The sequence below is a fragment of the Erythrobacter sp. JB1-15 genome, from assembly GCF_057365035.1.
The window spans coordinates 2,206,801-2,219,606 of the sequence record NZ_CP200295.1 but is presented as its reverse complement, the minus strand read 5'-3'; the positions used below and the strand labels follow the sequence as shown (position 1 = coordinate 2,219,606).

Sequence of the window (12,806 nt, the reverse complement as noted above, 5' to 3'; positions counted from 1 at the left end):
CGACACCAAAGCCATGACCGCGCATCGCCAGACTGTCACTATCGTCAACCAGCGCGGCCTGCATGCGCGCGCCAGCGCCAAGTTCGTGGGCGCGGTTGCCGCTTTGCCAGACACCGTCAAAGTGCGCGTTGCCAAGGATGGCAACGAGGCAGCGGGCGGCTCGATCCTGGGTCTGATGATGCTGGGCGCAGCCAAGGGACACGATATCGAACTGATCGTCGAAGGCGATGGCGCGGACGCGGTGCTCGCCGATCTGGTTGCCCTGGTCGAAGATGGCTTTGGCGAGGAGTAGCACGCGCGCCTCCCCCTTCGCCCGTGCATGATCCGATGACCCGCACCCATATCACCGGTTTCTCCAATGCCAGCGTCAAGTATTGGCGGTCCCTGCGCGACAAGAAGCATCGCCGCCGCGCGCGCCAGTTCCTTGTCGAAGGGCTGCGGCTGCTCGAGGATGCGCGCGCCAGCGGCAGGCTTCCCAAAGAGCTGATCATGGTCGCCCCAGAGCAGAGCGGGCGCACCCCGCATCCGCTGCTTGACCAGTTGGAGAGCGCGGTGCTCGACACAGGCGGCGATGTCATCACCACAACGCCTGACATCCTTACCAAGATCACGGGCAAGTCGAACCCGCAAACCGTGCTCGGCGTGTTTGAGGAGTGGGAGACCAGCCTTGACCATGTTGACCGCCATGCCGCCCCCATCTGGCTGGTGGCGCAAGACCTGCGCGATCCCGGCAATCTGGGCACCATGCTGCGCACCGCAGACGCGGTTGGCGCTGGCGGGCTCATCCTGATCGACGACTGCACCGATCCTTTTAGCGCCGAAGCCGTCCGCGCGAGCATGGGCGCTGTGTTCACCCAAACCATCGCGCAGGCCCGCTGGGAGGCCTTTGTACCATGGCTTCGCGAGGGATCGGGGCAGCTTGTCGCCGCGTCCTTGCGCGATGCCGTCCCCTATCGCGGTGCGCCTTACGCATCGCCCTGCTTCATCCTTGTCGGCAACGAATCGCAAGGGCTTCCCGAAAGCTACGAAGCGGAATGCGATCTGCGCGTCACCATGCCGATGCGCGGCCGGGCCGACTCGCTCAACGCCGCGATGGCGGGTGCGGTGCTTGCCTATGAAGTGCTGGCCAGTCTGGAGCCCTAAGGCCGCCATTCCGGCCCCTTTTCCATACCGAGACATGGACCGGTGACGGGGGTTTTGCAAAAGTTTGCCGGGCCGCGCCGCCTGCTCACAATCCCCCTCTCGCGATGCGCGCATCAGAGCGTTTCAAAAAGCGCAAAACGGCGGAATTGTCGGGCCTGCGCCTGATCTGGGTGACTTTTCCGCGATACAGAACGGGCTGCACAAAGCCTTCTTCGATCCGCTCCATCAGTTCAGATTGTGTAACCTTTTGCCAATTGGCAGGAACGCCCGGCAATCGGCCAGTGCCCGGCGGCGACAAGACATGGTCCCATGCCCGCGCAAAGCTCACCGCATCACCGCGTTTGCGCAGACGATAAGCGCTCATTCGGCTCATCCCCACGCGCCGCGCCGCGGTGGTGACCGATCCCGACAGGTAAAGCTCAGCGAGGAACAGCGCCTGACGCACCGCGCTCCACCCATCGGGGCGAGCACGCACAGGCACAGGGCGAAAGAAATGCGGTTTGCGGCGGCGCGAATGTGCAGGATGTTTTGCCATCTGCCAGGATGAAGCAGAAATGGCGCGTGTAGGAAAATTGGGGTGTGGTTAGCCCGATATCCCCAATAGGAAAATGGGGCGGTGCAAACTATTGCGCCGCGTCAGTGTCGCTCGCCAGCATGAAATCTTGCGCAGAGGTATGGTCTTCGGCCTCAATCGCCGCTGCATCCGCATCCCCGGAATCCACATCGGCTGCATCGGCGGCGTTGTAGCGGGGGGCGCTTTCCACCAGCGGGACGTCTTCGATCTCGCGTTTGCCGATCTCGACGCCTTTTTCAGCTAGGCGCTTGCCCGATGACAGCACATTGCGTTCAAACGATCCGACGAATTTGTTGTAATTGTTGACCGCGCTTTCCAGCCCGCCGCCCATGCGTTTGAGGTGCTGGGCTGCCGTTTCAAGCCGGCCGTAAAGCTCTGCCCCCATCCGCCCGATTTCCTGAGCTTCTTTGGCGAGCCCATCCTGCCGCCAAACCTGCGCAACCGTGCGCGCAATTGCCACCAGATTGGTGGGTGTGGCCAGCAAGACCCGGCGTTCAAACGCGAAATCCCACAATTGCGGGTCTGCATCCAAAGCAGCGGTCACAAAATGCTCTCCCGGAATGAACATGATGACGTAATCGGGCGCTTCTTCAAATTGGCTCTGATAGCTTTTCGCGCTCAGGGTCTGAACGTGACCGCGCATCGATTTGGCATGCGCTTCAAGCTCGCGTTTGCGGGTGTCATCATCATCCGCCTCGAACGCGGCCTGATAGGCGTTCAAGGACACTTTGGAATCGATCACAAGCTTCTTTTGCCCCGGCACATTGATGATCGCATCGGGCCGCAGTCGGCCTTCCTCGGTATCGACCGAATGCTCCATCTGAAAATCGGTATGCTGCGCCAGCCCGCATTGTTCGAGCAGGTTTTGCAAAGCCCGCTCTCCCCAGCGCCCCCGCGCTTTGGGCGCATTGGTGAGCGAATTGCCCAGACGCTGCGCTTCGCGGCGCACTTCTTCCTGCCCCTCGCGCATGGACTGGATCAGGCCGTGCAATTGTCCAAAGGCATCCTTGCGCTGGTTTTCGAGCGTTTCGACCTGCCGCTCGTATTTCTCCAGCCGCTCCCCCACGGGATTAAGCAGCGCCTTGATCTTAGCCTCGCCCGTCTCTTCGGATTGTTTGAAGCGTTGTTCGGCCCGGCGCAGGAATTCGTCCTGATTCTGTTTGAGTACCTCTGCCCCTGTCGCCTTGAATTGATTGAGTAATTCCTCGCGCTGCTCGGTCAAAACACGCTTTTGCTCGGCAAAGGCTTTCGCCCGTTCTTCCGCCTGACTTTCCATCGCAGCCAGATGTTCTGCGAGCTGCGCGCGCTCTTCACGCGACATTTCCAATTGCTCGGCCAGCCCATCGGCGCGCCCTGCCCGTTCGTTCGCCGCAGACAGCTCAATCTGCGCATGGCCAAGCTCAGCCGCTGCGCGCTTGAACTCCTCCTCGCGAGCATCAAGCCGAGCACGCAAATCCGCCACCGGGCGCGAGGCGAAAAACCACGCAGCAATGCCGCCTGTGAGAAGGCCCGCGATCAATATTGCGATGATGAGAATCGGGTTTTCCATACTTTTGCATAGCACGGAACATAGTAAGAACAAGGGCGCGCGGTTGGATTTCCACCAAATCGGATGGATTTGCGCCGGTGATGGATCCTGAAACGAGTTCAGGATGACGTTAACAGCTATCTCCGGTTGCGCAGCAGCCGCAAGGGCGACCGCCAGCCCGCCCGCAGAGAATATAGCGTGTGCAGCCATGCTGCACGTCTAGCGAGGACGAACGCGCGGAGGCGCGTTCGCAACAACTACGCTGCCGCCCGCAGTTTCTTTAGCTTCTTCAATGCCATGCCGCGCTTTAGCCGCGACAGGTGGTCAATAAACAAAATGCCTTCCAGGTGATCCATCTCATGCTGGAGGCACGTCGCCATCAGGCCTTCCAACGCCTCTTCGTGAGTGTTTCCGTCCAAATCCTGATAGCGCACCGTGCAAGTCGCCGGGCGGTCTATATCGGCGTAGATTTCGGGGACGGACAGGCAGCCTTCCTGATAGGTCGACATTTCCTCTGCCGGATCAAGGATAACCGGGTTTACGAACACGCGCGGCTCTTTCTTGGTTGCCGGGTGCGTGTGCTTGGTGCCGTCATGGTCGCATTCCACCGGCTCTGCATCGGGGTCTTCGGGTTGCAGATCAATGACTAGCAAGCGCTTGGGCACACCCACTTGAATAGCGGCCAAGCCGATGCCGGGCGCATCATACATCGTCTCGAACATATCATCGACGAGCGTTTTAAGCTCATCATTGAATTCACCGGGTTCAACGGGAACAGAAACAGTTTTCAGGCGCGGATCGGGCGCTTCTAGGATTTCGCGGATAGCCATGAAGGTGATTTAGTGTGCGCGGCGCGAAAGCTCAAGGTGGGGAGTTGTTGGTTGGGTTAGTAGCTTGCTTGTGTTCGCTTTGCTCACGTGCCGTAGCCACCCGCGCCCTCCACCCTTCCACCCGGATGATCACTCCGGAGTACGATCCGGGTGGAAGGGTGGAGGGCGCGGGTGGCTAAGGCACCAAGGTCAGGATGGATATCCTGACCGCACCCAACAAGCACGCCACTACCCCACCGGCCTTCGCGCTCGCAGCGCCTGCGCTAACGTCCCCTCATCCAGATAATCCAGCTCTCCGCCCACGGGCAGGCCGTGCGCCAATTGGGTGATGCGAACCTTGTGCTCCTCTAGGCGCTCCGCCAGATAATGCGCGGTTGTTTGCCCTTCGAGAGTGGCATTCATCGCCAGCACAACCTCATCGACCGCGCCGTCTGAAACCCGGTTAAGCAGGCTTGCAATGTTAAGGTCTTCCGGCCCGATCCCATCGAGCGCCGACAGCTTGCCGCCCAGCACGTGATAGCGCCCCTGAAACAGCTTTGCCCTATCAAGCGCCCACACATCGGCCACATCCTCTACCACGCACAAAGACCGCGCATCGCGGCGGTGATCGGTGCAAATGCCGCAGGGGTCCGATGTGTCGATATTGCCGCACACCGAGCATTCCACCAGCGTCTCCGACACCGCGTCGAGCGCCTCCAGCAAAGCGGGCAGCGCGGTCGCGCGGTTCTTCACCAGCCACAAAACCGCGCGCCTGGCAGAGCGCGGCCCAAGGCCGGGAAGCCGGGCCAGACTTTGCGATAAGCTTTCAATCTCTTGCGATGCCATGGGGTGCAAGATAGGGGCTGGCGGCTTGGTAACAAAGCTTGGGGCTGGGTTTATGCGCATAGTTTTTATGGGAACGCCGAATTTCGCAGTGCCCGCGCTGGTCGCTCTGCGCGATGCTGGGCACGAAATCGTGTGCGTGTATTCGCAGCCGCCAAGCCGTTCGGGCCGGGGCAAGAAACTGCGCCCTTCCCCTGTGCATGCCAAGGCAGAGGAATTGGGGCTGACCGTGCGCACACCCAAGAGCCTGAAACCTGCCGAGGAGGAGGCCGCGTTCGCCGCGCTTGACGCTGATGTTGCGGTGGTGGCCGCCTATGGGCTGATCCTGAAACAGGCGGTGCTCGATGCGCCCACGCATGGCTGCATCAATATCCACGCCTCCATCCTACCGCGCTGGCGCGGGGCTGCGCCTATTCACCGCGCGATTATGGCAGGCGATGAGGAAACGGGCGTTACGATCATGCAGATGGAAGCGGGATTGGATACAGGCCCCATGCTGCACACTGTGCGCACTCCTATCGCGCGCAAAACCACAGGCGATTTGACGCGCGAGCTGGCCGATATGGGCGCGGGTGCCGTGGTGGAGGTTTTGGAGGAATTGTCAGCCTTCCCCCCGAGGCGCAAAATGACGCAGCATCCACATACGCACCCAAGATTGACAAGGCTGAGGCGCGCATTGACTGGCGCGAGGACGCCGAGGCAATCGAGCGTAAAATCAGAGGCTTGGCACCTTTCCCTGGCGCTTGGTTTGAACTGGGTTCTGGAGAAGAGAGCGAGCGGGTGAAAGTGCTGTTGGCCGAGGCTCTTGCGAGCCCCCGCGAAGGCGCGGACCTTGCGCAGGATGAAGGAGGCTTCCGCCTTCGCGGGAGATCACACCCGGGTGAAGTGCTCGACAACGACCTTTCAATCGCCTGCAAGACCGGCGCAATCCGCCCCTTGCGCCTGCAACGCGCGGGCAAACCTGCGATGGACCGAGCCGATTTCCTGCGCGGGCGCGGCGTGGACGCCGGAACAATTCTCACGTGACCCGCTTTGCGCTCACTCTCGAATTTGATGGCACGCCGTTCATGGGCCTCCAGCGGCAAAAGCATGGGCCCAGTGTGCAAAGCGCGGTTGAAGAGGCGGCCCATGCGATCACGGGCGAGAATGTGCAAATGCTCAGCGCCGGGCGCACCGATGCGGGCGTTCACGCGCTCGCCATGCGCAGCCATATTGATGTTGAAAAAGACCTGACGCCGTTTCGTTTGATGGAGGGATTGAACGCGCATTTGCGGCCCAACCCTATCGCTGTCACCGATTGCGAGATTGTCGCTGATGACTGGCACGCCCGCTTTTCGTGCACCGGGCGGCGTTATCTTTATCGCATCGCCAACCGCCGCAGCCCGCTGACACTGGATGCCAACCGCGTCTGGCAAGTCGCGCCCGAACTGGATGCAGAGGCGATGCACCGCGCCGCCCAGGCCCTGGTCGGCGAGCATGACTTCACCACGTTCCGATCCGTCCGATGCCAGGCGCAAAGCCCTGTCAAAACCCTTGATCAGGTCGATGTCGTGCGCGCCGCCGGGCCTCATGGCGACGAAATCCACGTCCATGTCGCTGCACGCAGTTTCCTCCACCATCAAGTGCGCAGCATTGTGGGAAGCCTTAAAATGGTTGGCACAGGCACTTGGGCAGAAAGCCGCATTGGCGAGGCATTGGCCGCGCGCGACCGGCAGGCCTTGGGCCACAATGCCCCTGCCCATGGGCTTTATTTTGTCGAAGCCGTCTATCCCGATTGAGCTTACGTAACGTCACGCTGGCCAATGCGTGGCAGCGCGCCTAGCTGTTGTATCAACACAAAGAGAGGACTTCTGCCATGACGACGACCGGACACAAGCTTTACACCACGCTTTCCGCTGAGGGCACACTGACACTGGAAGTGGTTGAAGAGACCTTCCCCGAACCCACCGGCAATCAAGTGCTTGTCAAAATGGAAGCGGCGCCGATCAATCCATCGGACCTTGCGATCCTCACTTCGGCGGCCGATTTCCAGAATGCGGAATATTCGCCCGGCAAAGTGGTCGCGCAAATGCCGGAGCCGTTTTTGAGCGGGCAGAAGGGCCGCCACGGCCAGCGCCTTGAGGCGGGCAATGAAGGCGCAGGCACTGTTGTCGCAACAGGCGACAGCGACATGGCCAAAGCGCTGATGGGCCAGCGGGTCGCCTGCGTGCCCGGCCATGCCTTCAGCCAATATGCGATTGCCGATGCGATGATGTGCCTACCGCTGGGCGATCACGATTGCGAAACGGGCGCATCCAGCTTTGTGAACCCGATGACTGCGCTTGGCTTTGTCGAAACGGCAAAGAGCGAAGGGCACGATGCGATCATCCACCTGGCCGCCGCGTCGAACCTTGGCCAGATGCTCAACCGCATCTGCATCGAAGATGGCATGAAGCTTGTGAATATCGTGCGCAAACAAGAGCATGTCGATCTTTTGAAAGGGATTGGCGCGACCCATATCGTGAATTCATCTGACAAAGGGTATGGAGCAAACCTGCGCGAGGCGATTGCCGAAACAGGCGCATTTTTGGGCTTTGACCCCATTGGCGGCGGGCAGAACACCGACAAGGTCTTGAAAGCGATGGAGCAGGTCGCCGCTTCGCAAATGGGTGAATATTCGCGCTATGGCTCCAATCAGGACAAGAAGATGTATATGTACGGGCGGCTGGATCTTGGCCCGACCATTCTGACGCCCAGCTATGGTTTGCAGTGGTGCGTGGCAGGCTGGCTGCTGACACCCTTCCTTGCCAAAGCGGGAATGGAAACCGTCGTCAAAATGCGCACCCGCGTGCTGGAAAACCTGACGACGACCTTTGCATCAAGCTACAAAGCCAAAGTGAATTTGGAAGAAATGCTGACCAAGGACGTGATCGAGGATTATCGCCAGATGAAAACGGGCGAGAAATATCTGGTTACGCCCTGGGGGTAAGAAGATTTAGAGCCGGGGGCCACGACGCCAAGATCAGGACGGATGTCCGCTCACGCGTTTTTCGTTTTAAGTTCGCTCACGCCGGACCGCCCCGCCTCCCCGCCCGTCCACCATATCCTATGGAACCCTCGGTGGACGGGCGGGGAGGCGGGGCGGTCCGGCCAAGCTCAGGCGGATGCCTGAGCGCACCCAACAAAAGACCCCCTCATCAAGGATTATCAAACGCGCTTTGAATAGCGCTCAACTCCCGCACCCCATTCGCGATCAGCACCTGCAACAAAATCCGTGCCTTTTGCGGATTGAGCGCGCGGGCGGCGATAAAGCCGTTCTCCGCATCCTCCGGTTCGCGGTCCACCAGCCCTTCATCAACCCGGCTGGCGCGCACCACAATTGTGCCTTCGCTCGCGCGCTTAACCAAAACCTGGCGCAATCCGTCCGGCATATTGCCTTCCCCTGCCCCGGCAACAATCACGCCGCGCGTGTCCTCATCCAGCATACGCGCGGCATAGTCAGCCGGCATGCCGGCCCCGATATAAAGAATCGGCACATCGGGCAGTGCGCTAGTAAACTGGTACCGCGCGCCCTCCCCTGTCCGCCACGGATTGCCAAACCATTCAAGCGCGGCAGGCGTCACCAGCCCGACAGAGCCGCGCGGAAACCCGCGAAAGGCATCATCGGTGCCGCGCGTGCGCACTTTCCTTGCATCGCGCGCGGCCAAAATCCTGTCGCCCATCACCAGCAATACGCCGCGCCCGCTCGCCTCAGGGTCGCTTGCCACCCGCACGGCATTGACGAAATTGCGCAGCCCGTCGCTGCCAACCGCATCCGCAGGCCGCATCGCGCCGACCAGCACCACAGGCTTCGTCGCAGGCACAGTCAGGTCGAGCAGAAACGCGGTTTCCTCTGCCGTATCGGTGCCATGGGTGATCACAATGCCATCAATCGCTGGATCGCCCGCCGCGCGGGCGATCGCCGCGTGCAGCTTTGCCCACACCCCAGGGCCGATATCTTCTGACCCGATATTGGCGATCTGTTCGCCGGAAAGCTGCGCCGACAAACCAAAGGCGCGCACTTGTTCCAGCCAATCGGCAATGGCAATCTGGCCGGGCCGATATTCGTGGCGCGTGGGCGATCCGGCCATCCCGGCAATGGTGCCGCCGGTCGCCAAAACACAAAGATGAGGTGTCGTCATAAAAGCGCGCTTTACTCTTTTTGAAAATTCCGGGCCACTCAGCAATTGATTTTGAACCATTTGCCGCTAGATACCGCTTCACCCGGCGGGAAACATCCCCGTCAATGGCCGTGGGGCGATTAGCTCAGTTGGTAGAGCATCTCGTTTACACCGAGAGGGTCGGCAGTTCGAGCCTGTCATCGCCCACCACGTTTCATTGCATTGCAATCAAAGGCCCGCGCCCACGTTTACTCGGCAAGTGCCTCTTTGACAGCGGCAATCGCGTCCTCGCTATCCCATTCATATCCGCCTGCAACGCGCAGCAATTCCTTGCCATCGGCATCGAACAAAATGGTAAGCGGCAGCGCGCCCGCTTCGCCAAATTCTGCCGCCATATTGGCTTGCGGGTCGAGCCAGGGCTCCAGCCGCTCAAAGCCCTTATCTGCAAAAAACGGCTCCACCACTTCAGCTCCGCGCATGTCCTGGCTGATGGTGATGACCCGCATTTCGCCCTCTAGCTCGCCCGCCAGCGCATCAAGGGTCGGCATTTCGATCACGCACGGCGCGCACCATGTCGCCCACAGATTGAGCAATACCGGCTGATCCATCGCGCCAAGATCCAGCGTTTCCCCTGCAGGGTTTTCAAAGGTGAGCGCAGGCAGCTCAGTCCCTGCAAAAGCGCGCACAATCTTGCCCGGTATCTGCGGCGGGGGCGGCGGGGCTGCACTATCGCTATTGCTGGCCGAAGCAGCGCTTTCTTGCGCCGCGTCGCCAGCGCCACTATCGCAGCCTGCAAGCGCGAACGCAGCCAAAGTGACGAAAGCAAATAAACGAGACATGAGCGACTCCAAAAACACCATGTGGGGCGGCAGGTTCGCTGACGGGCCTAGCGCGATCATGCGCGAAATCAATGCCTCAATCCCGTTTGATAAAGCGCTGTGGCGCGAAGATATCGCCGCATCCAAAGCGCACGCCGCCATGCTGGCAGCACAGGGCATTGTCAGCGCGGATGATGTCGCCGCGATCACCGGCGGGCTCGATCAGATCGCTACCGAATACGAAGCGAACGGGGTGCCCGAGGATTGGGATCTCGAAGACATCCACATGACAACCGAGGCGCGTCTGGCGGAATTGATCGGAGCAGCGGCAGGGCGGCTCCACACCGCGCGCAGCCGCAATGATCAGGTCGCCACCGATTTTAAAATGTGGGTGCGCAGCTCTTGCGATGCGATGGATGAAGGGCTGGCCGGGTTGCAGCGCACTCTTGTCGCGCGCGCTGCCGAACATGCAGGCAGCATCATGCCCGGCTTTACCCATCTGCAAACCGCACAGCCCGTCACCTTGGGTCATCACCTGATGGCCTATTACGAGATGATCCGGCGCGACCGATCCCGCCTTGCCGATGCACGGGCACGATTGAACGAATGCCCGCTGGGATCAGCCGCGCTCGCAGGCACGGGCTTTCCGATTGACCGCGATGCGACGGCGGCCGCGCTTGGTTTTGATGGGCCAACCGCCAATTCGCTCGACGCGGTATCAGACCGCGATTTTGCGATGGATTACCTCCACTGCGCAAGCGTAACCGCGCTGCACCTGTCGCGGCTGGCCGAGGAAATGATTATCTGGGCGAGCCAGCCTTTCGGCTTTATCGCTATGTCCGATAGCCTTTCAACAGGGTCATCCATCATGCCGCAAAAGAAGAACCCCGATGCCGCCGAACTGGTGCGCGGGCATGCGGGCCGCGTGATCGGATGCGCCAATGCTCTGATGATAACGATGAAAGGCCTGCCGCTCGCCTATTCCAAGGATATGCAGGACGATAAGCCGCCCGTCTTCGAAGCCGCCAGCCTGATGACGCTCTCCATCGCGGCAATGACCGGAATGATCGCAGACAGCACGTTCAACACCGCACGCATGCGCGAAGCGGCTGAATTGGGATATGCCACCGCGACCGACCTTGCCGATTGGCTGGTCACGCAGGCCGACATCCCCTTTCGCGAAGCGCACCATATCACCGGCGCTGCTGTGAAGCTGGCTGAGGAACGCGGCCAAGCCCTTGCGCAATTGCCGCTGGCTGATTTGCAGGCCATCGATGCGCGCATTGACGAACGCGTGTTTGATGCGCTCAGCGTGGATGCCTCGGTTGCTGCGCGTTCAAGCTATGGCGGAACCGCACCGGTCGAGGTAAGACGGCAGGTAAGCAGCGCGCAAGATGCGCTTGAAGGAGAATAGGACGTGCGCATTCGAAGCATCCACGGTTTAACTCTCGCCTTGATCGCAAGCGCCGGCCTGCTTGCCGCTTGCGGATCGCGCACGGCGCTGACCCCGCCCGAAGGAGCCAGCCTGCCCGTCGCGCCCGCAGGGGCCAGTGTGCAGCCGACATCGGACGAATTGCTTGAACTCGAAGCCCTCGCCGCGCCCGAACGCAGCGTCGAATTGCGCCGCCGGTCCGAAGAGCGCGAAGATGACCCCTTTGATCTCCCTCCCGAATAAAGTCTGAAATCATGGATCATTTTGCCATCAAAGACGGCGTCATGCACGCCGAAGACGTTCCCTTGCCGCGCATCGCAGATGAAGTCGGCACGCCTGTCTATGTCTATTCGCGCGCCACCTTGGAACGTCATGCGGCTGTCTTCCGCGACGCGCTGGAGGGTGTGCCGAACAAACTCATCGCGTTTGCGGTTAAAGCCAATCCGAACCTGGCTGTGCTTAAAGTGCTTGGAAAACAGGGATACGGGGCGGATTGCGTATCGGTGGGCGAAATGCGCCGCGCGCTGGCGGCAGGGATTACGCCTGACAAAATCGTCTTTTCCGGCGTGGGCAAGACCGCAGCGGAACTGGCAGAGGCATTGGACGCAGGCATTGGCCAGTTCAACATTGAAAGCGAAGAAGAAGGCCTGGAGCTTGCCGAAATCGCCGCCGAAATGGGGAAGCAAGCGCAATGCGCGCTGCGGATCAATCCCGATGTCGATGCGGGCACGCATGACAAGATATCGACCGGCAAGGCGGACAACAAATTTGGCGTGCCGATTGATCAGGCGGGTCAGATTTTTGGCATGCTGGCGGCCAAGCCAAGCGTAAATTTACGCGGTGTGGCGGTGCATATTGGCAGCCAATTGGGCGATCTTGCCCCGCTGGAGCGCGCATTTGAAAAACTGGGCGCGCTGGTCACATCGCTGCGCGGGGCAGGCCATACGATCACTCATGTCGATTTGGGCGGCGGGCTTGGTGTGCCTTACAAACGCGAAGAAGTACTGCCATCCCCTGCCGAATATGGCGCGATGGTGGCGCGGGTCACACGCGATTGGGGCGTGACGCTGATTTTTGAACCCGGCCGAGTGATCGCAGGCAATGCAGGCGTGCTTCTGACCCGTGTGGTGCGAGTGAAACGCGGGATCAAAGACCCGTTTGTGATTGTCGATGCGGCAATGAATGATCTTGCTCGCCCGGCCCTTTACGGGGCCTATCACGATTTCGTCGCGGTTCAGCCGCGCGGCGCGGATATGACGGCCAATATCGTTGGCCCCATTTGCGAAACCGGCGATACATTCGCGATGGGCCGCCTGACCGACAAGCTGGAAAGCGGCGATCTCGCGGTGTTCCGCACCGCCGGAGCATACGGCGCGACCATGGCGTCCAGCTACAATTCGCGCGGATTTGTCGCCGAAGTGCTGGTTGACGGGGATCGCTATGCCGTAGTCGCAGACCGCATTGCCGCCGCCACCATCATGGATGCAGAACGCGTGCCGGAATGGCTGGATTAAGCGCGC

Annotated in this window: 13 protein-coding genes, 1 tRNA gene and 1 pseudogene; 9 read left to right on the top strand and 6 right to left on the bottom strand. The window is 60.6% G+C overall.

What is annotated here, in order from left to right; genetic code table 11:
- Positions 1-13 precede the first annotated feature (13 nt).
- Both AC0V6L_RS10660 and AC0V6L_RS10655 read left to right on the top strand, forming a co-directional pair.
- Positions 14-292 (top strand): HPr family phosphocarrier protein, encoded by a 279-nt coding sequence (locus AC0V6L_RS10660; RefSeq protein WP_486154249.1) that lies wholly within the window; start codon positions 14-16, stop codon positions 290-292.
- Positions 293-327: 35 nt separating this feature from the next.
- Positions 328-1,143: a TrmH family RNA methyltransferase gene (locus AC0V6L_RS10655; RefSeq protein ID WP_486154248.1), complete on the top strand. Its 816-nt coding sequence runs from the start codon at positions 328-330 to the stop codon at positions 1,141-1,143.
- An 85-nt stretch (positions 1,144-1,228) separates the two neighbouring features.
- Here AC0V6L_RS10655 and AC0V6L_RS10650 read toward each other — a convergent pair whose 3' ends face one another.
- The 4 genes from AC0V6L_RS10650 to recR all read right to left on the bottom strand — a co-directional run bounded on the left by AC0V6L_RS10650 (position 1,229) and on the right by recR (position 4,900).
- Positions 1,229-1,678: a hypothetical protein gene (locus AC0V6L_RS10650; protein WP_486154247.1), complete on the bottom strand. Its 450-nt coding sequence runs from the start codon at positions 1,676-1,678 to the stop codon at positions 1,229-1,231.
- Between the two features lie 88 nt (positions 1,679-1,766).
- Entirely contained in the window at positions 1,767-3,266 is a 1,500-nt protein-coding gene (locus AC0V6L_RS10645; RefSeq protein ID WP_486154246.1) for a DNA recombination protein RmuC, read from the bottom strand.
- A 236-nt stretch (positions 3,267-3,502) separates the two neighbouring features.
- Entirely contained in the window at positions 3,503-4,075 is a 573-nt protein-coding gene (locus tag AC0V6L_RS10640) for a peptide deformylase (RefSeq protein WP_486154245.1), read from the bottom strand.
- Between the two features lie 228 nt (positions 4,076-4,303).
- Positions 4,304-4,900 carry a recombination mediator RecR gene (gene recR / locus AC0V6L_RS10635; protein WP_486154244.1) on the bottom strand — a complete coding sequence of 199 codons (597 nt, stop codon included), beginning with the start codon at positions 4,898-4,900 and terminating at the stop codon, positions 4,304-4,306.
- A 52-nt stretch (positions 4,901-4,952) separates the two neighbouring features.
- On the opposite strand from recR, the pseudogene fmt reads away from it, so the two are divergent.
- The 3 genes and pseudogenes from fmt (at position 4,953) to AC0V6L_RS10620 (ending at position 7,865) form a co-directional block, all read left to right on the top strand.
- Positions 4,953-5,923, top strand: a pseudogene (gene fmt, locus AC0V6L_RS10630) (methionyl-tRNA formyltransferase).
- Complete coding sequence (truA, locus tag AC0V6L_RS10625) at positions 5,920-6,675, top strand: tRNA pseudouridine(38-40) synthase TruA (protein WP_486154243.1); 756 nt, start codon at positions 5,920-5,922, stop codon at positions 6,673-6,675. Before fmt ends, truA begins: the two are co-directional and overlap by 4 nt.
- A gap of 77 nt (positions 6,676-6,752) precedes the next feature.
- A complete protein-coding gene (locus AC0V6L_RS10620; RefSeq protein ID WP_486154242.1) occupies positions 6,753-7,865 on the top strand; it encodes a zinc-binding dehydrogenase in 1,113 nt (370 codons plus the stop codon).
- A gap of 208 nt (positions 7,866-8,073) precedes the next feature.
- On the opposite strand, the gene AC0V6L_RS10615 is transcribed toward AC0V6L_RS10620, so the two are convergent.
- Positions 8,074-9,057 (bottom strand): asparaginase, encoded by a 984-nt coding sequence (locus AC0V6L_RS10615; protein ID WP_486154241.1) that lies wholly within the window; start codon positions 9,055-9,057, stop codon positions 8,074-8,076.
- A gap of 113 nt (positions 9,058-9,170) precedes the next feature.
- On the opposite strand from AC0V6L_RS10615, the gene AC0V6L_RS10610 reads away from it, so the two are divergent.
- A tRNA-Val gene (locus tag AC0V6L_RS10610) sits at positions 9,171-9,246 on the top strand.
- A 38-nt stretch (positions 9,247-9,284) separates the two neighbouring features.
- On the opposite strand, the gene AC0V6L_RS10605 is transcribed toward AC0V6L_RS10610, so the two are convergent.
- On the bottom strand, positions 9,285-9,875 hold the full coding sequence (locus AC0V6L_RS10605) for a TlpA family protein disulfide reductase (protein WP_486154240.1): 591 nt from the start codon (positions 9,873-9,875) through the stop codon (positions 9,285-9,287).
- A gap of 19 nt (positions 9,876-9,894) precedes the next feature.
- Between AC0V6L_RS10605 and argH the strand changes: the two genes are divergently transcribed.
- The 3 genes from argH to lysA are packed head-to-tail and all read left to right on the top strand — an operon-like array spanning position 9,895 to position 12,800.
- Complete coding sequence (argH, locus tag AC0V6L_RS10600; protein ID WP_486155112.1) at positions 9,895-11,268, top strand: argininosuccinate lyase; 1,374 nt, start codon at positions 9,895-9,897, stop codon at positions 11,266-11,268.
- 9 nt (positions 11,269-11,277) lie between these two features.
- Complete coding sequence (locus AC0V6L_RS10595; protein WP_486155111.1) at positions 11,278-11,529, top strand: hypothetical protein; 252 nt, start codon at positions 11,278-11,280, stop codon at positions 11,527-11,529.
- An 11-nt stretch (positions 11,530-11,540) separates the two neighbouring features.
- On the top strand, positions 11,541-12,800 hold the full coding sequence (gene lysA, locus AC0V6L_RS10590; protein ID WP_486154239.1) for a diaminopimelate decarboxylase: 1,260 nt from the start codon (positions 11,541-11,543) through the stop codon (positions 12,798-12,800).
- Positions 12,801-12,806: the final 6 nt, after the last annotated feature.

Bases quoted from the DNA above. Each gene is read 5' to 3' on its own strand.
- AC0V6L_RS10660 (WP_486154249.1), top strand. From the start codon at position 14: ATGACCGCGCATCGCCAGACTGTCACTATCGTCAACCAGCGCGGCCTG.
- AC0V6L_RS10655 (WP_486154248.1), top strand. From the start codon at position 328: ATGACCCGCACCCATATCACCGGTTTCTCCAATGCCAGCGTCAAGTAT.
- AC0V6L_RS10650 (WP_486154247.1), bottom strand. From the start codon at position 1,678: ATGGCAAAACATCCTGCACATTCGCGCCGCCGCAAACCGCATTTCTTT.
- AC0V6L_RS10645 (WP_486154246.1), bottom strand. From the start codon at position 3,266: ATGGAAAACCCGATTCTCATCATCGCAATATTGATCGCGGGCCTTCTC.
- AC0V6L_RS10640 (WP_486154245.1), bottom strand. From the start codon at position 4,075: ATGGCTATCCGCGAAATCCTAGAAGCGCCCGATCCGCGCCTGAAAACT.
- recR (WP_486154244.1), bottom strand. From the start codon at position 4,900: ATGGCATCGCAAGAGATTGAAAGCTTATCGCAAAGTCTGGCCCGGCTT.
- AC0V6L_RS10620 (WP_486154242.1), top strand. From the start codon at position 6,753: ATGACGACGACCGGACACAAGCTTTACACCACGCTTTCCGCTGAGGGC.
- AC0V6L_RS10615 (WP_486154241.1), bottom strand. From the start codon at position 9,057: ATGACGACACCTCATCTTTGTGTTTTGGCGACCGGCGGCACCATTGCC.
- AC0V6L_RS10605 (WP_486154240.1), bottom strand. From the start codon at position 9,875: ATGTCTCGTTTATTTGCTTTCGTCACTTTGGCTGCGTTCGCGCTTGCA.
- argH (WP_486155112.1), top strand. From the start codon at position 9,895: ATGTGGGGCGGCAGGTTCGCTGACGGGCCTAGCGCGATCATGCGCGAA.
- lysA (WP_486154239.1), top strand. From the start codon at position 11,541: ATGGATCATTTTGCCATCAAAGACGGCGTCATGCACGCCGAAGACGTT.